The following is a 23099-nucleotide window of genomic DNA, read 5'->3' as shown; positions in this document are numbered from 1 at the left end:
AAGGGCCATATATGACCTCTGAACCTCGCGAAGCGAAAAGCGGACAGCTTCTCCACCTCGTTTTCGGTGGCGAGCTGAGCGATCTGCGCGGCCTTCATTTCACCGACCTCGAAGCGCTCGACATCGTTGGCGTCTATCCGAACTACGCCGAGGCCTACAAAGCCTGGAAGGAAAAGGCGCAGATGACGGTGGACAATGCGCATATGCGTTACTTCATCGTGCATCTGCACCGATTGCTTGATCCCGAACATGACCCAAAGCGGTAGTTCCGGCGAAATCAGCCGGGACGGTGGCACCGATACTCTGACGGTCGAGGACATCTCGGCCTATGCCGTCATGCGGCGGCTTCTGGTCGATATTCTCTGGCCGCATCGTCGCGTCCTTTTCGTCGCGCTGATCAGTATGGTTGTCGGCGCAGCGACGTCCGGCGCCGTGCCGTTCCTGATTCAGGTCGTCGCGGACGAGGTGTTCGTCGCCAAAAACGAAATGCTTCTCTACCTGCTGCCGGTGGCGATCATCCTCGTCATGGGAGTGCGCGGCGTTGCCGATTGGACGTCCAAGGTCACCGATGCGTGGCTCGGCAACAAGGTCGTCTCCGAATTGCGCATCCGCATGTTCGAGACGCTGACGAAGGCCGATCTCGCCTGGGTGGAGCGCACGCATTCGGGCCGTTTCGTCTCCGCTTTCGTGAATGACGCCGATATCGTCCAGCGCGCGGCGGCCAAAACCATGACGGCCCTCGTCAAGGATTCTCTGACGGTCCTCTTTCTGACGGCGTCGATGTTCTACATGGACTGGCGGCTGGCGCTCCTCGTCTGCGCGGGCATGCCGTTCGCCTATTTGTATCTGACGCGCCAGCGCAAGCGCATCTCCGGCTCCGTGCGGCGCTCGCTCAAGGAAGCAGGCGATCTCGGCAGCATGCTGACACAGACGCTGCAATCCCTGCGCGTCGTCAAGGCCTATCGCCAGGAGCAGCGCGAGGCGGAGCGTTTCCACGTCATCGTCGACAACATCGTCCGCTATTTGATGAAGACGGCGCGCTCGCGCGCTGCCGTCGGTCCCGTCACCGAGACGCTTTCCGGTGTCGGTATCGCTGCCGCGATCTTCTACGGCGGCTGGCAGGGGATTTATGGCAACGTTTCCCTCGGCCACTTTGCCGGCTTTCTGACCGCCGCGATGCTGACCTATCCGCCGATGCGCACTCTGGCCCAGACCCAGGCTCAGCTTTCCGAAGGCGTGACCGCGGCGAGCCGTATCTTTGCCGTCATCGATCATTCCGCGATCGTCGCGGAGAAGCCCGGCGCCAAGCCGCTCAATGTGCGCGAAGCGCGCATTCGTTTCGAGCACGTCGACTTTTCCTATGACAATGGCACGCCGGTCCTGCGCGATTTCGACCTGTCGATCGAGCCGGGTCAGAAAGTCGCTCTGGTCGGGCCAAGTGGTGCCGGCAAGAGCACGGTCCTTAATCTCACCTTGCGCTTTTTCGATCCGAGCGGCGGCCGCATCCTTATCGACGGCCAGGATATTCGTGACGTCACTCTGCCGAGTGTGCGTGGCGCATCCGCGCTCCTGACGCAGGATCCGGTTCTCTTCGACGAGACGATCCGGACCAACATCGCCTATGGTTCGGAAGACGCTTCGCAAGAGCAGATCATCGAAGCGGCAAAGGCTGCGGCGGCACACGATTTCATTTCTCGGCTTCCGAACGGCTATGAGACGCATGTGGGCGAAGCCGGAGGGCGGTTGTCGGGCGGCGAGCGGCAGCGGGTCGCTTTTGCCCGCGCCATGCTGCGCGATGCCCCGATCCTGCTCCTCGATGAACCGACGAGCGCACTCGATGCGGAAGCCGAAGCCAAGGTGCAGACGGCCCTCGACGGATTGTTGAAAGGGCGGACGGTCTTGATGATCGCGCATCGCCTGTCGACGGTGAAACGGGCCGATCTCATTTGCGTCATGGTCGAGGGACGTATCGTCGAGCGGGGCACCCACCACGAGCTGATCGCCAAGAACGGCGCCTATGCGCGCATGTTCCACACGCAGTTCGTCGGCGAGACACCAGCCTTGGCGGCTGCCGGACGCTGAGCATGTTGAAGACGCTTGCGCGGAACCCCAAAGTGGCCCGGTTCGTGGGACGCGCGGCCGGCGCGTATCTGAGATTCGTGCGCCGCACGACGCGTTTCGCCACCGATCCCGCGGAACCGTATTCGAAGATCGAGGGCAAGCTGCCGATCATCGGCGCCTGCTGGCATGGGCAGCATTTCCTGGTCCCGCTAATGCGGCGGAAAGGACATGACTTCGCTGTGCTTGTGTCTCGTTCCGCCGATGGGGCAATCAATGCCGCCGCAGTCGAGGCGATGGGCCTCAAGGTGGTGCGGGGCTCGGGCGGACGGGACCGCCTGAAGGCCGCCAAAAAGGGCGGCGTCGCAGGATTTCTCGGAATGCTCGATGCTTTGGAGCATGGCCTTTCGGTTGCGCAGACCGCCGATGTGCCGCGGGGCACGCCCAGGCGCTGCGGCGAGGGGGTGGTCAAGCTCGCGCAGCATTCCGGGCGTCCGATCGTGCCGCTTGGCGTCGCCACGAAATGGCGCATCGACCTGGGAAGCTGGGATCGAGCCCGCATTCCGCTTCCCTTCGGTCGCGGCGGCTTTGCGCTCGGAGATCCGATCTTCGTTCCCGCAAAGGCGACACCGGAAGAGCTGGAAGCCCTCCGGCTGTTGGCCGAAGAAGGCTTGAACACGGTTCTGGCAAAGGCGGAAGAGCTCGCGGGGATCGGTCATGCGTGAAATCGACGGCCCGCCGATGCGGGAGATCGACGGTCGTGGTTTCTGGGACCGTGTCGCCTTTGCCGCCTGGCGCAGCGCCGGCCGTCTCGTCGAGCCTGCGGCGGCGCTGCTTTTGCGCGAGCGGGAGCGGCGCGGCAAGGAAGAGGGTGAACGTCTGGCGGAGCGTCGCGGTATTCCCGGCCGCAAGCGGCCGGCCGGGCCGCTCGTCTGGGTGCATGCGGCAAGCGTCGGTGAGACGAATGCCGTCCTTGCACTGATTTCGGCCATGCAGGAGGAAGGGCTCGGCGTTCTGTTGACGACCGGCACGGTGACCTCGGCAAAAATCGCCCGCGCCCGGCTGAAGGGTAACGCCATCCATCAATACGTGCCGCTCGACGTGCCGCGCTATTGCGCCCGCTTCGTCCAGCATTGGCGCCCCGGACTGGCGATCTTCGTGGAATCGGAATTGTGGCCCGTCGCCATGGACGAGCTCTCGCGGCACGGTGTCCCGCTCGTCGTTGTCAATGGCCGCATGTCCCCGCGCTCTTTCCGCCGCTGGCGGCAAAGCGGCCCGCTCGGCCGGTCCATCATGCGGCGCATCTCTTTGTGTCTCGCGCAGACCGGCGATGACGCTGCCCGTTTCAAGGCGCTCGGCATGGACAAGGTCATGGTCAGCGGCAATCTCAAATTCGATGCGCCCGAACCATCGGCGCCTGCGGCAGAGCTTGCCGCCTTCCGCGAGACCATCGAGGGGCGCCCCGTCTTTCTGGGCGCGAGCCTGCATCCGGGAGAAGACGAGCAGGTCCTCGCGGCAGCCGAGAAACTGCGCGCCGTGCGTCCCGATCTTCTGACGATATTGGCGCCGCGCCACCCGGAACGTGCCCCGGCGCTTGCCGATCTTTGCCGCAATGCGGGGCTGACGCCCGCCCTGCGCTCGGCCGGCGACATGCCTCATATGACGAAGCCTGTCTTCATCGCCGATACGATCGGCGAGATGGGGCTGTGGTACCGCCTGGCGGATGTGACCTTTCTCGGCGGCACACTCATTCCGCATGGTGGGCAGAACCCGATCGAACCGGCGAAACTCGCAGTGCCGATCCTGCACGGGCCGCATACGGCGAACTTCGCGGAAATCTTCGCAGCTTTGCGCACCGCCGATGCCGTCGGCGAAGTGAGCGGAGCGGACGATCTCGCCGCCCAGGCCGAAGCGCTGTTCGCCAATCCGGAGCATCGACGCCAGCGCGTCGAAGCAGCCACGCAATGCATCGAAAGCCTCACGGGCGCGCTTGAGAAGAGCCTCGATGCGTTGCGCCCCTATCTGCCGGCAAAACCTGCTGCCGTCGCCCGAGCCGGCGAGGCGGGCTGAACCATGCATGCGCCGTCCTTTTGGTGGCGGAAGGGCACGGCTCTCGGGCGGGCACTCGCTCCGGCGGGTTGGTTATATGGCTGGTTTACGGCGAGGCGCATGCGCCAACCGGGTGAGGTGGCGCCATGTCCAATCCTGTGTGTGGGCAATTTCACCCTCGGCGGTTCCGGCAAGACACCGCTCTCACTGGCCCTCGGTCGTCTGGCGATCGAGAAGGGGTATAAGCCCGGATATTTGTCGCGTGGCTACGGAGGATCGACCAAGGGCCCCGTTGAGGTCGACCGCAGTCGTCATTCGGCGGACGAGGTCGGCGACGAGCCGCTGCTTCTCGCTTCCGTCGCCCCGACCATCGTGGCGCGTGACCGTGTCGCTGGCGCGAGACTTCTCGCAGAGAAAGGTGCGGACCTCGTCATCATGGATGACGGGTTTCAGAATCCGAGCCTCACGAAGACTGTCTCGCTCGTCGTCGTCGATGGGGCGAGGGGAATCGGCAACGGCTTCGTCTTTCCGGCGGGACCGCTGCGCGCACCCATGCATTCGCAACTCCCGTTCGCCGACGGGGTCTTCATCATGGGCGACGGCGAGCCGGGCGACGCCGTGGCGGCGACGGCCGAAGCGGAAGGCCTGCCGGTCTTCCGCGGCGTGCTGAGCCCGCACAGCCCTGGCGAATGGCAAGATGAGAGGGTTCTCGCCTTTGCGGGGATTGGCGCGCCGGATCGCTTTTTTCGTTCTCTCGAAGATGTGGGCGCGGTGGTTGCTGCACGGCAGCGATTTGCCGATCACCACCCCTACAGCGAGGAGGATTGCCGGAGGCTCGTCGCACAGGCCGGGCGTGCCGGGTTGACGCTCGTCACCACGGAAAAGGACGCCGTACGTCTCACGGGACGGGGAGGGGCGCGGCAGGCGCTCTATGAGCGCCTTGCCGTGTTTCCGGTCGAGGCCGAGATCCCCGAAAGGGAAGCGCTGTGGAACTGGCTCGCCGAGCGTCTCTTCTGAGGCTGCGTGTGCCGGCCGCCTAGCCGGCCGCCTTCGCGTCGCGCAGCTCGAGCTCGCGCTTTAAGGAAGCCGCCGCATCGACATAGGGCTCCTGCCGGTCGACGCTCCAATAGCGCAGCTCCGACAGCGGGATGCGCATGCCCGTGACGGCACATGTCACGAAGGTGCCGGGAACCGTCACCTGGAAATCTCCATCGAGATAGCGGATTTTGGCCTCACCGCCGGGGCCTATGCCTTCATATCTGTTCATGTTCTCAAACTAGTGACTTTTGCGCGGAAATTGAAGTCGCCTCACGCCCGTTCGGTGTCGCGGGGCGGCGATGCGGGAATATCGTCATCCTCTTCTTCGTCGCGCCCACGATGCTTTTCCGGAGGCACAAGAGGCTCTGGCTCCACCTTCTGAGGATGCATCAGATGACGGCCGGAGGAGAAGTCGCCGCTCCTCTGCCAGGAGAGCCTCTCCGCGTCGCGCCGACGCACATCCTCGAGCGTCGCCTGCACTTCCTCGCGATCGAAACCGATCGCCATCAGGGCCTCGCCGCCGAAGACGAGACCTGATTCGTAGGTTTCTCGCAGCTCGTAATCGACGCCCTTTTCGATGAGCTCGAGCGTATGTGCGCGGTCCCAGGCCCGCACGTAGATTTCCGCCTGATCGAACTCGGAGACGAGAATGTCGACGATCCGGTTGGTGGTTTCCCGCTCGTCGACGCAGACGCAGATGAGCTTGGCTTCTTCCGCCCCGGCCGCACGCAACACGTCGATGCGGGTCCCGTCGCCAAAATAGATACGAAAGCCGAAGCGGGCGGCCTGACGGATGCGTTCCGCATTGGCCTCGATGATCGTCACATTGACGTTGCGCGCGAGCAGCACCTGACTGACGATCTGGCCGAAACGGCCGAAGCCGATCACCAGCACCTCGCCGCCGGCCCCTTCGAAATCCTCTTCCATGGCGTCTTCGTCCTCTTCGATGAGAAGGAATTTGCTGAGCCACAGCGAGAGTGGCGTCAGAGCCATGGAGACGGTGACGATGGCTGCGACGAAGGAGGTTTCGGACGGCCAGAGCGCCCGCGTGGCGGCGGCCGAGGCGAACAGAACGAAGGCGAATTCACCGGCCTGCGGCAACAGGGTGGCGGTTCGGATCGCATTGTTGTGGCTGGCGCCGAAGAGGCGGTTGAGCCCGTAGAGGATCGCTCCTTTGAAAAGCATGACGATCGGCACGACAAGGATGATGCGCCACCAGGCCACGAGCACGCTCGACAGATTGATCGACATGCCGACGGCGATGAAGAAGAGGCCGAGAAGGAGCCCGCGAAAGGGCTCGATATTGGCCTCCAGCTCGTGGCGAAACGAGGAATCGGCGAGCATCACACCGGCGATGAAAGCGCCCATGGCCATCGACATGCCGGCCATGTCCATGATGGCTGCGGCTGCGAGCACGACGAGAAGTGCCGCAGCGGTCATGATTTCCCGCGCCTTGGTGGCGGCGAGGAGGCGGAACATCGGATTGAGCAGAAAGCGCCCGGCGAGAAGCAGGAGCCCGGTGGCAACAACGAGCTTGATGACCTCCACCAGGCCGCTCGAGGCTGCGTTGTCCGTATTGCCCGGCGACATCAGCGGCACCAGCGCCAGCAGCGGCACAATGGCGATGTCCTGAAAGAGCAGGATGGAAAAGCTCTTCTGCCCATAGGGCGTCTTCAGATCGTTCCTTTCCGATAGGTCCTGCATGCCATAGGCAGTCGACGACATGGCGAGACCGAAGCCGATGATCAGTGCCGGTTCCAGACGCCAGCCGAACAAAAAGAAGCCGAGACTGAGGACGAAGCCGGTGATGCCGACCTGGGCGGCGCCCATGCCGAAAATATCGCGCCGCATTGTCCAGAGTTTCGAAGGCTTGAGCTCGAGGCCGATGATGAACAGAAACATGACGACGCCGAGCTCGGAGACGTGCAGGATCTGTTCCGGCTCACTGATGAGGCGCGCCAGCGGGCCGATGATAACGCCGGCCGCCAGATAGCCGAGAATGGAGCCGAGCCCGAGACGTTTGGCAAGCGGCACCATCAGCACGGCCGCCCCAAGCAGGATCAGCGGCTCGGCAAAGAGCACAGCATTGGTGGCGCCGGCGGCTTCCGCGACGGCTTCCGCTGTTGAAGCGGCCATTCCAGTCAGCCTCGAAGGATTTATCTGTGACGATACAGTCTTAAAGCCACCGCTTGAAGAGGGGGAAAGTGCAAGGTGGCCAAGACTTGCAGCGGCATCTTAAAAAAACGCCGCTATCGAGGAATGCCGTTCGTGCTGCACCTCAAGGCGAGCGGGGTCGCCGGACCTGAATTGCCTGCCGCGCGAAGACCTCGCGCGGCAGGATAGTCGTGTTGCCGGACGCTCGGCCCGAAATGGCGGACCGAGAGGAAGGCCTAGATCACAGCCCTTCCAGAACCGCGGCTGCCGTCGACTTTTCCGCTGTGGAAGGAGCATCCTCCACATAGATCGATTTCACCACGCCATCGTCGATAATGGCGGCAAAGCGCGCGAGCCGCGTTCCAAGGCCTGCCCCCGAGCCGTCGATGGCGAGGCCCGCGGCTTTCGCAAATTCGGCATTTCCATCGGAAAGGAAGGGAATTTTGCCGGTGGCGCCGGTTGCTTCGGACCAGGCCTTGAGCACGAAAGGATCGTTGACGGCGACAAGCGCGATCGTGTCGACGCCCTTTTCCTTGATCGCATCGTAATGCTCCAAGAAGCCGGGCAGATGCTTGTTCTGGCAGGTCGGGGTGAATGCGCCGGGCACGCCGAACAAAACGACCTTCTTACCGGGAAAAATCTCGTCCGTGGTGCGCTTTTCCGGGCCGTTTTCGCCGGAGACGAAGAAGGTGGTCCCTGGGATGCGATCGCCGGCGGAAAGGGTCATGAAGATCTCCTGATGGTAGAAATACGCGAAATCGAGGGGCGCCGCACCGTGTACGAGCGGCGTAGCTCCGATCTAGGGCGGCGCCGGGAGGTTTGAAGTCATCCGCGCGAAGAGAGTGTGTCCTTAGGGAAGCTTCATCGACTGCTCGATCGCATCTCCGCCGGAAACGAGCGTGAAACGGAGCTTCTTGCCGGACATGGCCTCAGCCTCCTCCGGGCTCGAAAAACGCAAGTGATAAATGAAATCGGCACCCTCGTGCGTGCCAAGCTCGGGGACCGGCAAATAGGCGCCGTCCGGTGCCTCGGCGAAAAGCGCGGGCGCATGATCTTTCGCACGCTCTGCCACCACCTTGATCGTCATGTCACTGCCGTCGAGCTGCGGGTTCGCAACCGCAAGACCGGCCGTCGGCCCTTGCTGCGGCAGTTCGGCGACCGCCTCTTTGAGGGCGATACGAGAGCGCGGATCGTCCTGCGGCTGCGGATCGATGGTGAGCGTGGCGGCCCCATCGGCGGGAATGCAGACGTCCTTGCACACGCCGTAAAAGGCCGAGAGCTTCAGGACGACGGGCTTTGCCGGATCGTCGGCCGTCACGACGACCGGAAGCGCCGCGCGGTCGAAATAGACGGCCGAGATGCTGGTGCCATCGTCATAGCGCTCCGGCGCGGGATAAAGCACCTGGGCTGAGCGCAGGTTCTCCGAGCCGGAAAAATCGAAACGCGGGGGAATGCCGACATCGCCGGGGCTGCGCCAATAGGTGTGCCAGCCGGGCTCGAGCTCGATTTCGATTCCCGCCATCACCTCGCCGTCGACGGGTGCTGCGATCAGGCGAAGACGAGAGCGCTCGCCCTCCGACCAGTCGGATTGTGCGGCTTTGGACTGACCGGCAAAGGCGGCGAATGTCAGGGAGGCGATCAGGACGGTGAGAAGAAAACGTGACTGCATGCGACCACCTTGCACATGACCCGGACGGGCGGCCAATCTCTTCCGCACTCCTATGGTCATTTCTTGGTGAGGCAAAACCCCGCCGAGCCTGTTCAAGCGCCACGGCGATTGCTACCATCCGGGGTATGACAACAGCGACGCCGGATAGCGGCTTCTTGGACGGCCAGTTTCTAATCGCGATGCCGACGATGGGCGACAAGCGGTTCGAACGGACGGTCATTTATCTCTGCGCGCACTCCGATCAGGGCGCGATGGGGATCGTGATCAACAAGCTCGCGCCTGAAATCAATTTCCGCGATCTCCTCGCCCAGCTCGATATCGGCCATGACGAGGAAGTGGTGGTGGGCGATCCGCGCAATCTCGACGAAATTCGCGTGCATCGCGGCGGGCCCGTCGAAACGGGGCGCGGCTTCGTCCTGCATTCTTGCGACTTTTTCCTCGAAGAGGCGACGCTGCCGATTTCCGATGAGGTCTGCCTGACGGCGACCCTCGATGTGCTGCGGGCGATCGCAGACGGCGAGGGGCCGGCCGAGGCGCTTCTGGCGCTTGGCTATGCCGGTTGGGCGCCGGGACAGCTCGAGCTCGAGATCCAGGCGAATGGCTGGCTGAACGGGCCCGCCGACAGGGCAATCCTCTTCGATGCCGATCTCGAGACGAAATACGATCGCGCTTTGTCGAAGATCGGCGTCGCCCAGGACCGGCTGTCTTCGCTCTCAGGCCACGCCTGAGCCCGCTTAAGCGGACCGCGCCAGGGATTGCTGCGGCTGCTGGCTGCGGCGTGCCATCTGGTGCGCCATCTGCGACGACATCGGCCGCCCGTAGAGATATCCCTGCACGTATTCGCAACCGAGCTGTGTGAGCTCCAGCGTGTCGGCTTCCGTCTCCGCGCCCTCCGCCACGACGTCCATGCCGAGATCATGCGCGAGCGTGATGATCGAACGCAAAATGACGGGTCGCGCCGGCGAGCCGTTGTTGGCGACGAAGGACCGGTCGACCTTGATCGTGTCGAAGGGAAAGCGCTGCAGATAGGAGAGCGCCGAATAGCCGGTGCCGAAATCGTCGAGAGCCAGACTGGCGCCGAGATTGCGGATTTCCTCCAGCATCTTGGCGGCGAATTCGGGGTTCTGCATCACCAGCGATTCGGTGATTTCGAGCTTCAGCGTTTCCGGTGCGACGCCGCTTCGTGCCAGCACCGCTTTGACGTCGTTGATGAGATCGTAGCGCAGGAGCTGCTGGCTTGAGACGTTGACGGAGACGAAAAGCGGCGGTCCCTCGCGCAAGGCTGCCTGCCAGAGCGCCAGATCGCGCGCCGCACGCTCCAACGTGAAGAGGCCCAGCTGGACGATGAGGCCGCTTTCTTCTGCAACCGGGATGAACTCGCTCGGCGGCACGGAGCCGCGACGCGGATGCTCCCAGCGCACCAGCGCTTCAAAACCGGCGATGGTGTTGTCGGAGAGCCGGATGATGGGCTGATAGACGAGCTCGATCTCGCCGCCCTCGAGGGCGGCGGCAAGGTCCGCCTGCAGATCGTCGCTTGCGCGCCGCACGATCTCACCCGGACGGTAGAGAGCGGTGCGGTCGCCGCCCTGGCGCTTGGCGTGAAAGCTTGCCGTCTCCGCATCCTTGAGGATTTCGGCAGTCGCCGCACCCTTCGTGGCGATCGCCACGCCGGCCGAGGCGGTGACGCGAATGTCCTGATCGCCGATCGGGATCGCCGCGCGCACGGCAATGCGCAGGGAATCGGCGAATTCCTGCACCATGTCCGCTTCGCCGGGGGCCCCAAGCAGGATCGCAAAACCGTCGCCGCCGATGCGGGCGAGGGTGTCGGCCGGCGACAAAAGCCGCGACAGACGGCGGGCGATGGCGAGAAGCACCGAATCTCCGACGGAAATGCCGTTCTCGTCGTTGATGCGCTGGAAGCCGTCGAGGTCGAGATAGATGACCGACGGCATGACCGATGACGAGGCTTCCGCACGCAGAAGCGCCTGGTCGAGGCGGTCGAGGAGCAATTGTCGATTGGGGAGGCCGGTGAGATTGTCAAAGATCGCATCGTGCAGGAGACGGTCTTCGGCGGTCCGCGCCTCCGTGACGTCGGCCAGCGTGCCGGAACAGCGCATCACTTCGCCGTCGGCGCCGACGATCGGACGCGCCTTGAGATGGAACCACAGGAAACGCCCGTCGGCGGCACGCATCCGGAAGACCTGATTGATACGACCGCGGCGCTGGGCGATGACGGCGTCGAGCACGGCGCGGAAGCGGTCGCGATCGGTCGGATGCAGCGTGCCGAGCCAGTTGCGTGCCGGGCCTTCGAGAGCCCCGCGCTTCAATCCGAGCACGGTTTCGATTTCGTGGCCGATTTCGATGCGATCGCGCGCCACGTCCCAGTCCCAGATGGCGTGCCCGGCGCCGACCAGGGCGAGCGCCTTCTGCTCCGCATCGCTGACGATGCCCTGGGCGAGGCCGCCGCCGGCAAAGGCGTGCTGCATGATGGTGAAGGCGACCAGCATGACGAGGAGAACGAGGCCGCCGGCAAGTGCCGGCTGGATCGACGGATTGTCGATGCGTCCCGAGACGGCGAGCCAGGCCATGGCGAGCCAGAAGACGAGGATCGTCCAGGACGGCACCAGCATGATGGCGCGGTCGAAGCCCCGGAAGGCGAGGTAGACGATGACGGCGAGCCCGAGCATCACGGTGATCGGCAGGGAGATGCGTGCAATGCCGGCGGCTGTCGTCGGATCGATGAGGATGATGCCGAAGAGCGCCGTCAGAACGACGAGCCAGATGCCGGTGAGATGGGCATAGCGAATATGCCAGCGGTGCAGGTGCAGATAGGTCGCGAGGAACACCGTCAGCGCCAGCGACAGGAGCACTTCCGTGGCCGCGCGCCAGGCCTGAAGCGCCTCCGGCCCGAGCCCGAAGACCTTGCCGATGATGCCGAAATCGATGGCGATATAGCCGAAGACGGCCCAGGCGAGGATCGCAGATGCCGGGAACATCGCCGTGCCGCGAACAACGAACAGGACGGTCAGGAAGAGCGCAAGCAGAGCCGAAATGCCGAGGACGATGCCGCGGTAGAGCGTGAAGGAGTTGACGCTCTCCTCATAGGCTTCCGGCTGCCACAGATGCAGTTCCGTGAGCTTGGGCGAGGAGAGCTGCGCGATATAGGTGACGATGGCACCGGGATCGAGCGTGATGCGGAAGACATCGGCGCCCGGCTCATCGAGATGCTCGGGCGCGAAACCTTCCGACGGCGTGACCGCAACGATGCGCACGGAGCCGAGATCCGGTGTCAGAACGCCGGAACCGACCAGCCGGTAATGCGGAGCGACGAGAAGGCGGTCGATCTGCTCGTCGGAGGTGTTGGCGAGCGCGAAGACGACCCAGTCGGAGGTGCCGCCGTCGTTTTGTGCCCGCACCTCGATGCGGCGGACGATGCCATCGGCGCCGGCTGCGGTCGAAACCTGCAAGCGGTCCGTATCGCTGGAATAATGTTCAACCGCGTCGGTGAGGTCGAGGGTTGCGGCTCCGAGCGGCACCTCGATGGCTTCAAGCGCCGCAGCTGGCCGCACGAGCACGAAAAGGGCCGCCAGGACGAGCAGAATCCTCAATGGGAAAGGCGATACGCGCAAGCCCTCAAGCCTCATCTTTTCCGGCAAATCGACGTCATCGTCTAACCCTCGTCTGGCTTGCGCACAACCTTTGGCCGACGAGGAGTGGCGTTCATCCCCGGCCGGATCAGTCCTCGGCGAGCCGTGCAAAGCGGATATGGTCCTGCCAGCGCCCTGCGATGCAGACGAGCCCGCGGGCAAGACCTTCTCTCTGAAAGCCGCATCTTTCCAGGAGCGTGATCGACGCCCGGTTGTGCGGCAGGCAGGCCGCTTCGAGCCGGTGCAGACGCAGCGGACCGAAAGCGTAGGGGATAATCGCCCGCAAAGCGGCGCTCATATGGCCTTTGCCCGCAAAAGGTTCGCCCATCCAATATCCGATGGTCGCCGACTGGGTCATGCCGCGCGTCACATTGGAGAGGGTGAGGCCGCCGACGAGGATGTTTCCCGACATCCGGAAGATGAAGAAGGGATAGGCCTGATCGTCCCTGATCTCGTTGCGGTACCTGCGGATGCGCCGCCGAAACGACATGCGGGTGAGATCGTCGGAGGGCCAGATCGGCTCCCACGGCGCCAGAAAAGCGCGACTTTCTTCGCGCAAAGCTGCCCATTCCGCGAAGTCGGAGAACTGCGGCGCACGCAACAACACGCCTTCCCCGGTGAGGCTTGGCCCGACTTCGGCGGATGAGACGGAGCGCAGGAAGGCCATGGTCGTCGGTGCCGCTACACCATGCTGCCACGCAGGCGCTTCGTCATGCTCCCAGCATCGGGCAGATTGCCCACCGGTCCGATCGCAGCGAGCGTCAGCGGTGATGCAAGTGCATCCTTCGCCATCTCCGCGATGTCGTTCGAGGTGACGCTTTCGAGATCGGCGAGGAGCTCGTCGAGTGCAAGCGGGCGACCGAGGATCATGATTTGGCGGGCAAGCTGGCCGGCGCGCGCCGCCGGGCTTTCGAGCGCCATCAGGAGGCCCGCCTTGATCTGGGCGCGACCGCGCGCGATCTCGTCTTCGTGCACCCCATCGGTAATCCTCAAAAGCTCGTCGAGAATGAGAGCGGAGGCCGCCTTGACGTCGCCCTTGGAGGTGGCGCTGTGAATGCCGAGAACGCCGCTGTCGGCAAAGGCCCAGTGAAAGGCCGAGATCGAATAACACAACCCCTCTTCCTCGCGCACCCGCTGGAAGAGCCTGGAGGCCATGCCGTCGCCGAGGATGGTGCCGAGCATGCGGGCGGCGAAATAGCGGTCTGAGCGTCTCGAGGGCGCTTCGAAGCCGAAAATGATCTGCGCTTCCTGCAGACGCCGCTTTTGACGATGGTCGCCGCCGAGATAGCGCGCCGGTGCAAGCTCGCCATTGGCGTTCTTTTCGAGGTTGCCGAATTTCTCTTTGGCGAGCGCCAGCACCTCGTCGTGTTCGATGCCGCCCGCAGCCGCCAGAACCAGCGCGTCGCCGCGATAATGGCGGGCGAGATAGGCTTTGAGGTCGTCCGGGGTGATGCGCGTGATCGAAGCTTCTTCGCCGAGGATGGTGCGCCCGATCGGCTGATCCGGATAGGCCGCGGCCTGGAAATAATCGAAAACGAGATCGTCGGGCGTGTCCATGACCGCACCGATTTCCTGCAAGATGACGTGACGCTCGCGCGCCAGTTCCACAGGATCGAAGGTGGAATGGATGACGATGTCGGACAAAACGTCGATGGCGAGCGGCAGATCCTCATTGAGGACGCGCGCGTAATAGGCGGTGTGGTCGATCGACGTTGCGGCGTTGATCTCCCCGCCGACCGCTTCGATCGCTTCGGCGATGTCGCGTGCGCTCCGCCGGGTCGTCCCTTTGAACGCCATATGCTCCAGAAGGTGCGAGATGCCGTGCTCGGCTTCGCTTTCTGAGCGCGTGCCGGCATTGACCCAAACGCCGATCGCTGCCGTCTTGAGATGCGGCATGGTTTCGGTGACGACCGTGAGGCCGTTTTCAAGTTTGCTGAGCTGCATCATTACAATGCCTCGATCTGCGCGGCGCGTGAGCGAGATCGTATCTGTCGTTCCACCGCTTCCAATTCTGCCGGCAGCACCGTGAAGTGCTCTTTGCGCTCCATCAGGCCGGCGAGCCGCTCCGGCAGTGCCGGGCGAATGCCGCTGGCCGCTTCCACCGCATCGGGAAACTTCGCCGGATGGGCGGTGGCGAGCGTCACCATCGGCGAGGCCGGACGGAGATGGCGTTCGGCAACGCTGACGGCGACGGCCGTGTGTGGGTCAATGACGAGCCCGGTTTGGGCATGGACCCGGCGAATGGTGGCAGCCGTTTCCGCTTCGTCCGCCCGTCCTGACGAAAAATCCGTCTTGATGGCGTTCAGACTTTTCTCCTCCAGCGTGAACGAGCCGGATTGCTTCAAGCCCTGCATGTGCCGCACGGTCGCCGTGTCGTCGCGGCCTTCGGCAGCGAAGAGAAGACGCTCGAAATTCGAGGAGACCTGAATATCCATCGACGGGGAGGCCGTCGGCACCACGTCGCCCACCTCATAGCGACCGCTTTCGAGCGTGCGGTGCAGGATGTCGTTGACGTTGGTGGCGATGACCAGCTTGTCGATCGGCAGGCCCATTTGCGCGGCGACATAGCCGGCGAAAATATTGCCGAAATTGCCAGTCGGCACGGTGAAAGAGACCTTTCGTGCCGGTGCGCCGAGCGCTGTCGCGGCGACGAAATAATAGACCGTCTGGGCGGCGATGCGGCCCCAATTGATGGAGTTGACGCCCGACAGCGAAACTTCCTCGCGGAAGCTCTTGTCGGCGAACATGGCTTTGACAAGGGCCTGGGCATCGTCAAAGTGACCCTTGATGGCGATCGCCTGAACGTTGTCTTCCGACAGGGTCGTCATCTGCCGACGCTGTACGTCGGAAACGCGCCCCTCGGGAAAGAGAACGGCGACATCGACGCGGGCGCGTCCGCGGAACGCCTCAACGGCCGCGCCACCCGTATCGCCGGAGGTGGCGCCGACGACCGTCGCCCGCTCGCCACGCTCGGCCAGGATGTCGTCCATCAAGGCGGCGAGAAGCTGCATCGCCACATCCTTGAAGGCGAGGGTGGGGCCGTGAAAGAGCTCCAGAAGGAAGTGATTGGGTGCGATCTGCACGAGCGGCGTGACGGCCGGGTGCGGAAAACTGCGATAGGCGTCCGCGATCAGAGTTTTGAGCCTCGCCTCGCCGATTTCGTCGCCGACGAAGCGGCGCATGACGGCAAGCGCGATGTCCTGATAGGGTCGACCGGCGAAGGCGGCGATCTCTGAGGTGGAGAAGGCCGGCCATTCTTCCGGCACGTAGAGGCCGCCATCAGAGGCAAGCCCGGTCAAAACGACGTCACGAAAGCCTAAGGCCGGAGCCTGGCCGCGCGTGGATACATAACGCAAAAGCGTCTCCTCATTCCCCGACCGAAGCCGGGCACATCATCTCGGACGGCCTTTTTGAGCCATCAAGCCCTTTGCCGCAAGCAGCCGGTGCCCTAAAGCCTCAGGGCATGCTAGTTATATTCGATTGCGATGGCGTCCTGGTCGATTCTGAGATCATCGCCTCGCGCGTCACGGCCCGCCTTCTTGGGGAAGCTGGGCTGGAGATCACCCCCGACGAAGTTTCGCTGCGCTTCGCAGGCCTGACCGGAGATCAGATCTTCGCGCAGGCGGAGGCGGAGCTCGGCAAGAGCTTTCCCGACACCATCAGGGCGCGTTCGGAATCGGAGCTCGACAACGCCCTGGAGACGGAACTCCAAATGGTCCCGGGCGCGCACGACATGCTCGACCGGCTCGATGCCGCGCGCTGCATCTGCTCCAATTCGACATCTGAACGCCTGGAGATGGAGCTTCGCCGCACCGAGCTCTATGATCGTTTCCGTCCCTACATCTATTCCGCTGTCGAGGTGCGCCAGCACCGGCAGAAGCCGGCCCCGGATGTGTTTTTGCACGCAGCCGAGGAGTTCAGCGTCGAGCCGGCCAACGTGCTCGTCATCGAGGATTCCGTTCATGGTGTCAGCGGGGCGGTCGCCGCCGGCATGCGCGTGATCGGTTTCACCGGCGCGTCGCACACTTGGCCGGGTCATGCCGAAGCGCTGATGGATGCGGGTGCGACGACGGTCGTCAACCGGCTCCGCGACGTGCCGGCGACGGTCGAAGCGCTCGCAGATTGGAGCCTCGTCTAGGGCTTTCACATTCCGGAGCCTTGTGGTGGCGCAACCCCTCGTCCTGACACTGAAACTCGACGATGCCACTTTCGCACGCCTCGACGCGTTGCGGCGTGAGCATTATCCGCCGGAGCGCAATCAGGTTCCGGCGCATCTGACGTTGTTTCATGCGCTGCCGGGCGAGCGGAAAAGCCTCCTGCGCCCCGTGCTGGAGGAGGCGGCACGGCGTCAGCGGAAAATCCGGCTCGCCTTCACCGGGGTGAAATCGCTCGGCAGTGGTGTTGCACTGACCGCCGAGGCGCCGGCATTGTCGGCGTTGCGCCGCGATCTCGCCGATGAGTTCGCGCCCTTCCTGACGGCGCAGGATAGAGCAGGATTTCGCCCGCATGTTACCTTGCAGAACAAGGTCACCACGGCAGAGGCGGACGCGTTGCGCAGCGATTTACAGGTGGCTCTACGGCCCTTCGAAGGGCGCGGCGAGGGGCTCATCCTGTGGCGCTATCTGGGCGGGCCGTGGCAGCGCGAGGCCTTCTTCCCCTTCCGGGGTTAGGCCCTCGGACGGACATGGGCGGCAAGAAAAACCCCCGGCAAATGGCCGGGGGCAGGATCAATCTTCAGCGTTTGCTGCGATCAATTGTAAGGGCTGTCGCAGCGATGCTTCCGCCCGTCATAGCCCGTATACGTATCGGTTCGCGGATTGTAGGAGCGATAGCGATCGTTGCACCAGGCGACGTGCGAACGCGCATTGCTGTTCCCGCTATTGCCCATCTTATTGCCGATGATGGCGCCGACGGCACCTGCAGCAGCCCACCACGGCGTCGAGTAGTAATAGCCGTCATGGTAATGGCTGTATCCGGGGCGACGGTCACGATAGCGCGGACCATGCCGGCGCTTGTCCCATTGGTGTCGCTCGTCGCGCCGATCGGCCCGGTGATGGCGGTTGTCGCGCCGATCCCAACGCGGGTCACGTCGATCTCGCCGATCCCATTGCACGTTCTGGATCTGGCTTGAGGTCTGATCGGCAACGACGAGTTTCGGAAGCGTCGGCGCTGCGCTCGCCATCGGGGCTGCAGCAAAGGCAAAACTTGCCGCGACGAGCACGCATGTCGCCCGCAGGCTCCTCTTAAGCATTCAATTTCTCCTGGCTTACCATAAGCCCCTTCGCGGAGGGAAATCGAAAACTCCGGGATTTTGTTCCCGCTGGCGCAGTTTTGCTGCGCGGCAGGCCAGATTACCGCTTCCACCATTGCGTCATGTAATAAAAACCATCGTGGAAATACGGGTGGCTTGTGCGCTTCTCGCGAAAGCGCGGCCCGTCATGCGCGCGATCGTATTTCGGCGTTTTGTGATGTGTCTTCCTGGCGGATGGGGCCGGCTTAGTCTTGGGTTGGATCAAGTCCGGCTTGGCGTTCTTTTGATGGATATTCTTGGTGTTGTTGAGTTGTTTCGCTTTTTTGTCTCGCCTCAGCTCGTCTGGCGATTTTTTGGCTTGGACCTGGATAGGGGTGGTTTGCGCGAGCGCGGCATCGCCCGCCGGCAGCAGCGGTCCTGCCTGCGCCATGGATGCTGCACAAAGCCCGGCCGAGACAACCAAGGTCGCCGCAGCGCTACGCCATGAGAGGGATTGAATGGGGGACATATTTGAACCTGCTTTATTTGTGAAACGATGCGGTTTAGAAATTATCTACGCCGCTTTTCGTTCCCTTGCCGGCTCAGTCTTGCCGCGAATTTTCGACAAAATGTCGAAAATGCCACGCATCATTCCGACGCGATGATCACCTCGGCCTCGGCTTTGGCTTTCTCGCTCGGCTCCACATGGATGGCGATATGGATGTCTCCGAGCTTGTGCCGGAGCCCGTCTTCGATCGCATCGCAGATTTTATGGGCTTCCGCGACCGTCATGGCGCGCGGAACGACGAGATGGAACTCCAGGAACGTCCGCTGGCCGGCGACGCGTGTGCGCAGATCGTGAGCCTGCAGCGAGCCCGCCCCGTGTTCCTGAATGAGCTCCTGGATCTCGGCTCGGATTTCGGCAGGAGCGGCTTCGTCCATGAGGCCGCCGACAGAACCGCGAACGAGATGCCAGCCCGACCACAAGACATTGATCGCGACCAGCGCGGCCAGGAGTGGGTCGAGAATGAGATAGCCGGTGAGGCCGGCCGCCAGCACGCCACCGATGACGCCGACGGAGGTGGCAACATCGGCGAAGAGATGCTTCGCATCGGCGATGAGCGCGGGGGAGCGGAAATGGCGGCCCTGACGCAAGAGATGCGCCGCCCAGGCGGCGTTGAGAAGGCCGGCGAGGGCGTTGATGAAAAGGCCGATTCCGAGGTCTTCGAGGACAATGGGTTCGAAGAAGGCCTTCCATGCCTCATTCAGGATGAGGAGAGCGGCGCCGATGATGAGGATGCCTTCGGCGACGGCCGAAAAATACTCCGCCTTATGGTGCCCGAAGGGGTGACCGTCATCGGGCGGACGAGCCGCCTGCCGCAACGCGATATAGGCTCCGGCGGCCGCAGCGAGGTTGACGAGGCTTTCAAGCGCGTCGGAGAAAAGGGCGACGGAGCCCGTCAGCTTCCAGGCGAGAAGCTTCAGCGCGATTCCGGCAAGTGCGACGGCGATGGACCCGAGCGCATAGGTTGCCGGCGCAGCCTTCGGCGCAGTCTGCGGCGATGGATTTGACACAGCTCTCGTACCTATTGCCGGCGAAGCCGCTCTAGGAGGGCGCGCGTCGGATAGCCGTCTGCGGGGAGGCCGAAGGCAAGCTGAGCCGCACGCACGCCTGTGCGCGTCTTCTGGCCGAGCCGCCCGTCCGGCGGCCCGGCGTCATAGCCGAGGCGGTTGAGACGCGTCTGCACTTCGAGGAGCTCCTTCGAGGAAAGCATGGCGGCCGGATTTCCCCGCCGCATCGGCGGTGCCCCGGCGAGGCGCGTGGCGAAATAAGCTGCCGCCAGCGAATAATTCGAGGAATTGTTCCATTCCCAGAAAATGTCGAAGTTGCGATAGGCGAGAAATGCCGGCCCGTCACGCCCCATCGGCAAAACAAGGGCGGCATCCACACGATCTGCTGGCAGGCGCTCGCCCCCGCGGCGCCTCACCCCGTCGCGCGCCCAGTCTGCACGGCTGCGGTAATGGCCCCGTCCGGCCTTGTCCCAGGGGACGTTGGGGCCGACTTCGACCTCTTCGAGCCAGGGTTCGTTGGCGCGCCAGCCGAGATGGCGCAGAAACTTCGCCGCTGAGGCAAGGGCGTCGGGCACGCTCTTGACGAGATCGCGCCGACCGTCGCCGTCATAATCGAGACCGAATTTCAGATAGTTCGAGGGGGTGAATTGCACCTGACCGATCTCGCCTGCCCAGGCGCCGCGCATTTCTTCGGGCGTGAGGTCGCCGCGTTCCAGAAGCACGAGGGCTGCGAGGAGTTCTTCGCGAAAAAGCTCCGAACGCCGGCAATCATAGGCGAGGGTGGCGAGCGACCGCAGCGAGGAGAACTCGCCCATATAGCCGCCGAAATCCGTCTCGAGGCCCCAAAAGGCGGCCAGCACCGGACCCTGCACGCCAAAATCGCGTTCGATCGCCGCGAAGGTCGAGGCATAGCGGTCGAGCATGGCGCGGCCACGCGACAGACGGTTCCGCGAGATGAGGCGGTCTGCGAACTCCGTGAAACTCAAGGAGAGGCTCGGCTGGCCGCGGTCGTTTGCCAGGACTTTGCTGTCGAGGCTGAGGCCGTGAACCTCAGAAAGGCTGCGCCGCGTCAGCCCCTTCCTAGCGCCTTCCGCGGTGAAGTCCTTGAGCCAGGCGTCAAAACTCTGCCCCTTGCGGCAGGCGGTGTCGGCCGAACTCCCCCCGGCAGAGAGGACGAGGCAAAGACAGGTCAGAAGCGCTAGCGGGATGGCCCGACGCGGCGCGCGGCCGCCGCAGGCGGCGTTGAGGATCGAGAGATTTCGCATGGCTTGATGAGATCATGTCCGCTGCGAAACGGAAACCCCTTCCTGCGGGCAACCGGAAGCCCGTCGACGCGTTCCCTTTGCACGAATGGGGCGGCATGCGCTGCCGCTCGCCCGAACAAGGAGAATGCAATGCCGAACGCTCTTTCCCGCAGCTACGCCGAATTGCGCGATACGCTGGAAAAACTGCAGGACAATCTCGAAGAGAAGGGGCGTTCGGTCGCCGACACCGGCCGCGCCGTCACGCGCCGCGCCGGCCGTGCCAATCCGTGGCGCCGGCCCGAACCGCATTGGTATGACCGGCCGGCTCAATGGTATCATCACGGCAGCGACTACGTGCGTGAGCGCCCGGGCATTGCCGGGGTCGTCGCGGCCGGCGCAGCGCTCGTTCTGGTCGGCGGCGCGATCTATGCCGCGCGTCGCACGAGCCTTTATATCGAAGAGCCTGATTACGAAGTCGTCGACAGCAAGAGCGAGTTCGAGGTTCGTGAATACGGCAAGCAGGTGGTGGCAGAGACCAGCGCCACGGGGCGCCGCGATCAGGCATTGAAGGCCGGCTTCCAGAAGCTTGCCGATTATATTTTCGCCCGCCAGCGGCCGGGCAAGAAGATTGCCATGACCGCCCCCGTCGTACAGGCGCCGCTTGTCGGCGAGAACGGCCGGCGTCGTGGCTGGGCCGTGCGCTTCATCATGCCGGCCAAATGGACGCTGGCAACCTTGCCGAAGCCGGCACAGGACGATGTCGTCCTGAAGGAGATTTCTCCGCGCCGCGTGGCGACCGTCACCTTCTCAGGCCAGATGAACGACCGGCTGGCGCTTGAGAATCTGGAGGCCCTTCGTGTCTTCATCGAGGATCACGGTCTGAAGGCGATCGGCGAGCCGATCTACGCCTATTACAATCCGCCGATGACGCCGGGCTTCATGCGCCGCAACGAAATCATGGTGGAGGTCAGCGAGGCGTGAGGACGGATTCCCCCGAACGGGATCACACCCAATCGCCCTCCGTGGATCGAGCGGGGCCCGGCAAGGCCGGGCCCGCTTTGATCCTGGGGGCGGCGCTTGTCGGGCTCGGCCTCGGCGCCTATGCGGTCGAGCGCATGGTGCCGCGGCGCCAGATGCTGCGCGGGCGTGTGATCTACCGCGACGGCGATTATGAAATCCGCGACTACCCGACTTTTCACGCCTTGGAGATGTCGCTCTACGGTGGCCGCGACGACGCGCTTCAGCGCGCGTTCGAGCGTCTGAGTGCGGTGAACGGAGACGGGCGGGGGCTGGCCGCGCTTCTCGATCCGGCGATGCAATCCCTGCGTTCAAACGAGGCCGGTGGCGACGATGCCGATTTCGCCCACGGGCGCTGGTCCGTCCGTCTGCCTCTGCGGGCGGCCCACTCGGCGGATTCCGGCTTTGAAACCGTCGACCCGCGCCTGCGCGTCATTTCCGTGCCGGCGCAGCGCCTCGCCGTTCTCCGTTTTTCGTCGACGGACGCCGCCGCCTTCGGCATCAATCGCGTGATGCTGGAAGATTTCGTGGAGGATGAAGGGCTTGAGGCCGCCGGGCCGGTTTTTTACGCCTATTACGGGCTTTCCCGGGCCCTTCCCTTCGGCCGCCAACACGAGGTGTTTCTCCCAATCTCCCCCTGAGCCTGGGGCCTGTTGCCCCAAATTCCGGATTCGCAAGGCTTGTCCGAAGCTTAAGGCCGTCCGGAAATCTCCCCATCAGTTTCGCATTGTCGCCCAACTTCTCCGCGAAGCGCACCCTCGGGAAGAGAGCGGGGCTTTGACCCCGCCCATGCGGCAAAGGGAAAATGATGGGATATGTCTGGCGCGCCCTCGACGGCGCGGCACGGGGTGCGGCTGCGCTTCTGCTCGGTGCAACGCTGCTCGCCTCTGGCCATGCGCATGCGGGGGAGGCCTATGAGGGGCTGTTGCCTCAGCCGCGGCCGGCTTTGGTCGGGCCGGCAGGCAAGCATGCAGATGCTTCGGAGATGCCGTCAAAATCGGCGAGCGAATGTCTCGCCAAAGCGCTCTATTTCGAAGCGCGCGGCGAGACGGCCAAGGGGCAGATCGCCGTGGGTCGCGTGATCCTGAACCGGGTCAAGGACAAGCATTATCCCGACACGATCTGTGGTGTGGTCTTTCAGAACGCCGAGAAGCGCAACCGTTGCCAGTTTTCCTTCGCCTGTGACGGCAAGCCCGATCTTGTCGCCGATAAGAAGAGCTGGCACGACATCCGCCGCCGCGCCAAATGGTTGTTGGCGTGCAGGAAGGGCTGTGGCTCAAAGGGGCTCTGGAAAGGGCCTCTCTGGCAGTCCACGCACTACCACGCGGATTACGTGGCACCCGGCTGGGCGAACCGGCTGAAGCAGACGGGCCAGATCGGCACGCATCTGTTCTATCTGGAGGCCCGCGCCTGAACGCCGA

23 protein-coding genes are annotated in these 23099 nt (G+C 63.8%); 11 read left to right on the top strand and 12 right to left on the bottom strand.

Features of this window, described 5'->3' with window-relative positions; all coding sequences use genetic code 11:
* The first annotated feature begins 11 nt into the window (after positions 1 to 11).
* From J2R99_RS03425 to lpxK, 5 genes are read left to right on the top strand one after another with little or no spacing between them, the layout of a single operon-like run.
* Positions 12 to 266: a DUF4170 domain-containing protein gene (locus tag J2R99_RS03425; RefSeq protein WP_092810027.1), complete on the top strand. Its 255-nt coding sequence runs from the start codon at positions 12 to 14 to the stop codon at positions 264 to 266.
* Positions 250 to 2082, top strand: a complete 1833-nt coding sequence (locus tag J2R99_RS03420; RefSeq protein ID WP_307153086.1) for an ABC transporter ATP-binding protein — start codon at positions 250 to 252, stop codon at positions 2080 to 2082. Before J2R99_RS03425 ends, J2R99_RS03420 begins: the two co-directional genes overlap by 17 nt.
* A gap of 2 nt (positions 2083 to 2084) precedes the next feature.
* Positions 2085 to 2783, top strand: coding sequence for a lysophospholipid acyltransferase family protein (locus tag J2R99_RS03415; protein WP_307153085.1), 699 nt, complete (start codon positions 2085 to 2087; stop codon positions 2781 to 2783).
* A complete protein-coding gene (locus J2R99_RS03410) occupies positions 2776 to 4128 on the top strand; it encodes a 3-deoxy-D-manno-octulosonic acid transferase (protein WP_307153084.1) in 1353 nt (450 codons plus the stop codon). The genes J2R99_RS03415 and J2R99_RS03410 overlap by 8 nt, the downstream gene beginning before the upstream one ends.
* 3 nt (positions 4129 to 4131) lie before the next feature.
* On the top strand, positions 4132 to 5124 hold the full coding sequence (gene lpxK / locus J2R99_RS03405; RefSeq protein WP_307153083.1) for a tetraacyldisaccharide 4'-kinase: 993 nt from the start codon (positions 4132 to 4134) through the stop codon (positions 5122 to 5124).
* Positions 5125 to 5143: 19 nt separating this feature from the next.
* On the opposite strand, the gene J2R99_RS03400 is transcribed toward lpxK, so the two are convergent.
* From J2R99_RS03400 to J2R99_RS03385, 4 genes are all read right to left on the bottom strand, one after another.
* The gene (locus J2R99_RS03400; RefSeq protein ID WP_092809136.1) at positions 5144 to 5374 is read right to left on the bottom strand and encodes a DUF2093 domain-containing protein; all 231 of its coding nucleotides are present in this window, start codon (positions 5372 to 5374) and stop codon (positions 5144 to 5146) included.
* 41 nt (positions 5375 to 5415) lie between these two features.
* On the bottom strand, positions 5416 to 7281 hold the full coding sequence (locus J2R99_RS03395; protein ID WP_307153082.1) for a monovalent cation:proton antiporter-2 (CPA2) family protein: 1866 nt from the start codon (positions 7279 to 7281) through the stop codon (positions 5416 to 5418).
* Positions 7282 to 7540: 259 nt separating this feature from the next.
* Positions 7541 to 8026 carry a peroxiredoxin gene (locus J2R99_RS03390; RefSeq protein ID WP_307153081.1) on the bottom strand — a complete coding sequence of 162 codons (486 nt, stop codon included), beginning with the start codon at positions 8024 to 8026 and terminating at the stop codon, positions 7541 to 7543.
* A 123-nt stretch (positions 8027 to 8149) separates the two neighbouring features.
* A complete protein-coding gene (locus tag J2R99_RS03385; protein WP_307153080.1) occupies positions 8150 to 8968 on the bottom strand; it encodes a protein-disulfide reductase DsbD domain-containing protein in 819 nt (272 codons plus the stop codon).
* 125 nt (positions 8969 to 9093) lie between these two features.
* Between J2R99_RS03385 and J2R99_RS03380 the strand changes: the two genes are divergently transcribed.
* Positions 9094 to 9696: a YqgE/AlgH family protein gene (locus tag J2R99_RS03380; protein WP_307153079.1), complete on the top strand. Its 603-nt coding sequence runs from the start codon at positions 9094 to 9096 to the stop codon at positions 9694 to 9696.
* Positions 9697 to 9702: 6 nt separating this feature from the next.
* Here the strand turns inward: J2R99_RS03380 and J2R99_RS03375 are convergent, their stop codons facing one another.
* The 4 genes from J2R99_RS03375 to thrC all read right to left on the bottom strand — a co-directional run bounded on the left by J2R99_RS03375 (position 9703) and on the right by thrC (position 15971).
* Positions 9703 to 12612: an EAL domain-containing protein gene (locus tag J2R99_RS03375; protein WP_370872258.1), complete on the bottom strand. Its 2910-nt coding sequence runs from the start codon at positions 12610 to 12612 to the stop codon at positions 9703 to 9705.
* Positions 12613 to 12703: 91 nt separating this feature from the next.
* On the bottom strand, positions 12704 to 13282 hold the full coding sequence (locus J2R99_RS03370; protein ID WP_307153077.1) for a GNAT family N-acetyltransferase: 579 nt from the start codon (positions 13280 to 13282) through the stop codon (positions 12704 to 12706).
* 14 nt (positions 13283 to 13296) lie between these two features.
* The gene (locus J2R99_RS03365) at positions 13297 to 14562 is read right to left on the bottom strand and encodes a M16 family metallopeptidase (RefSeq protein WP_307153076.1); all 1266 of its coding nucleotides are present in this window, start codon (positions 14560 to 14562) and stop codon (positions 13297 to 13299) included.
* Entirely contained in the window at positions 14562 to 15971 is a 1410-nt protein-coding gene (gene thrC / locus J2R99_RS03360; protein ID WP_307153075.1) for a threonine synthase, read from the bottom strand. Before thrC ends, J2R99_RS03365 begins: the two co-directional genes overlap by 1 nt.
* Before the next feature lie 107 nt (positions 15972 to 16078).
* On the opposite strand from thrC, the gene J2R99_RS03355 reads away from it, so the two are divergent.
* Entirely contained in the window at positions 16079 to 16753 is a 675-nt protein-coding gene (locus tag J2R99_RS03355) for an HAD family hydrolase (protein WP_307153074.1), read from the top strand.
* Between the two features lie 25 nt (positions 16754 to 16778).
* Positions 16779 to 17285 carry a 2'-5' RNA ligase family protein gene (locus tag J2R99_RS03350; protein WP_307153073.1) on the top strand — a complete coding sequence of 169 codons (507 nt, stop codon included), beginning with the start codon at positions 16779 to 16781 and terminating at the stop codon, positions 17283 to 17285.
* Positions 17286 to 17365: 80 nt separating this feature from the next.
* On the opposite strand, the gene J2R99_RS03345 is transcribed toward J2R99_RS03350, so the two are convergent.
* The 4 genes from J2R99_RS03345 to J2R99_RS03330 form a co-directional block, all read right to left on the bottom strand.
* Positions 17366 to 17866, bottom strand: coding sequence for a BA14K family protein (locus J2R99_RS03345; RefSeq protein WP_307153072.1), 501 nt, complete (start codon positions 17864 to 17866; stop codon positions 17366 to 17368).
* A gap of 100 nt (positions 17867 to 17966) precedes the next feature.
* A complete protein-coding gene (locus J2R99_RS03340) occupies positions 17967 to 18374 on the bottom strand; it encodes a helix-turn-helix domain-containing protein (protein WP_307153070.1) in 408 nt (135 codons plus the stop codon).
* Between the two features lie 119 nt (positions 18375 to 18493).
* Positions 18494 to 19420, bottom strand: a complete 927-nt coding sequence (locus tag J2R99_RS03335) for a cation diffusion facilitator family transporter (RefSeq protein WP_307153069.1) — start codon at positions 19418 to 19420, stop codon at positions 18494 to 18496.
* 11 nt (positions 19421 to 19431) lie between these two features.
* Complete coding sequence (locus tag J2R99_RS03330; RefSeq protein ID WP_307153068.1) at positions 19432 to 20682, bottom strand: lytic murein transglycosylase; 1251 nt, start codon at positions 20680 to 20682, stop codon at positions 19432 to 19434.
* A 129-nt stretch (positions 20683 to 20811) separates the two neighbouring features.
* On the opposite strand from J2R99_RS03330, the gene J2R99_RS03325 reads away from it, so the two are divergent.
* The 3 genes from J2R99_RS03325 to J2R99_RS03315 all read left to right on the top strand — a co-directional run bounded on the left by J2R99_RS03325 (position 20812) and on the right by J2R99_RS03315 (position 23092).
* On the top strand, positions 20812 to 21642 hold the full coding sequence (locus tag J2R99_RS03325; RefSeq protein WP_307153067.1) for an SOUL family heme-binding protein: 831 nt from the start codon (positions 20812 to 20814) through the stop codon (positions 21640 to 21642).
* Positions 21639 to 22319, top strand: a complete 681-nt coding sequence (locus tag J2R99_RS03320; protein WP_307153066.1) for a heme-binding protein — start codon at positions 21639 to 21641, stop codon at positions 22317 to 22319. The genes J2R99_RS03325 and J2R99_RS03320 overlap by 4 nt, the downstream gene beginning before the upstream one ends.
* 164 nt (positions 22320 to 22483) lie before the next feature.
* The gene (locus tag J2R99_RS03315; protein WP_307153065.1) at positions 22484 to 23092 is read left to right on the top strand and encodes a cell wall hydrolase; all 609 of its coding nucleotides are present in this window, start codon (positions 22484 to 22486) and stop codon (positions 23090 to 23092) included.
* Positions 23093 to 23099: the final 7 nt, after the last annotated feature.

Source organism: Rhodopseudomonas julia, from assembly GCF_030813515.1.
Lineage (GTDB): Bacteria > Pseudomonadota > Alphaproteobacteria > Rhizobiales > Afifellaceae > Afifella > Afifella julia.
The sequence above is the reverse complement of the archived record's forward strand: the minus strand, read 5'-3'. Positions and strand labels throughout refer to the sequence as shown.

Coding starts and splice junctions, on each gene's coding strand:
- J2R99_RS03425 (WP_092810027.1), top strand. CDS start 12: ATGACCTCTGAACCTCGCGAAGCGAAAAGCGGACAGCTTCTCCACCTC.
- J2R99_RS03420 (WP_307153086.1), top strand. CDS start 250: ATGACCCAAAGCGGTAGTTCCGGCGAAATCAGCCGGGACGGTGGCACC.
- J2R99_RS03415 (WP_307153085.1), top strand. CDS start 2,085: ATGTTGAAGACGCTTGCGCGGAACCCCAAAGTGGCCCGGTTCGTGGGA.
- J2R99_RS03410 (WP_307153084.1), top strand. CDS start 2,776: ATGCGTGAAATCGACGGCCCGCCGATGCGGGAGATCGACGGTCGTGGT.
- lpxK (WP_307153083.1), top strand. CDS start 4,132: ATGCATGCGCCGTCCTTTTGGTGGCGGAAGGGCACGGCTCTCGGGCGG.
- J2R99_RS03400 (WP_092809136.1), bottom strand. CDS start 5,374: ATGAACAGATATGAAGGCATAGGCCCCGGCGGTGAGGCCAAAATCCGC.
- J2R99_RS03395 (WP_307153082.1), bottom strand. CDS start 7,281: ATGGCCGCTTCAACAGCGGAAGCCGTCGCGGAAGCCGCCGGCGCCACC.
- J2R99_RS03390 (WP_307153081.1), bottom strand. CDS start 8,026: ATGACCCTTTCCGCCGGCGATCGCATCCCAGGGACCACCTTCTTCGTC.
- J2R99_RS03385 (WP_307153080.1), bottom strand. CDS start 8,968: ATGCAGTCACGTTTTCTTCTCACCGTCCTGATCGCCTCCCTGACATTC.
- J2R99_RS03380 (WP_307153079.1), top strand. CDS start 9,094: ATGACAACAGCGACGCCGGATAGCGGCTTCTTGGACGGCCAGTTTCTA.
- J2R99_RS03375 (WP_370872258.1), bottom strand. CDS start 12,612: ATGAGGCTTGAGGGCTTGCGCGTATCGCCTTTCCCATTGAGGATTCTG.
- J2R99_RS03370 (WP_307153077.1), bottom strand. CDS start 13,282: ATGGCCTTCCTGCGCTCCGTCTCATCCGCCGAAGTCGGGCCAAGCCTC.
- J2R99_RS03365 (WP_307153076.1), bottom strand. CDS start 14,562: ATGATGCAGCTCAGCAAACTTGAAAACGGCCTCACGGTCGTCACCGAA.
- J2R99_RS03355 (WP_307153074.1), top strand. CDS start 16,079: ATGCTAGTTATATTCGATTGCGATGGCGTCCTGGTCGATTCTGAGATC.
- J2R99_RS03345 (WP_307153072.1), bottom strand. CDS start 17,866: ATGCTTAAGAGGAGCCTGCGGGCGACATGCGTGCTCGTCGCGGCAAGT.
- J2R99_RS03340 (WP_307153070.1), bottom strand. CDS start 18,374: ATGTCCCCCATTCAATCCCTCTCATGGCGTAGCGCTGCGGCGACCTTG.
- J2R99_RS03330 (WP_307153068.1), bottom strand. CDS start 20,682: ATGCGAAATCTCTCGATCCTCAACGCCGCCTGCGGCGGCCGCGCGCCG.
- J2R99_RS03325 (WP_307153067.1), top strand. CDS start 20,812: ATGCCGAACGCTCTTTCCCGCAGCTACGCCGAATTGCGCGATACGCTG.
- J2R99_RS03315 (WP_307153065.1), top strand. CDS start 22,484: ATGATGGGATATGTCTGGCGCGCCCTCGACGGCGCGGCACGGGGTGCG.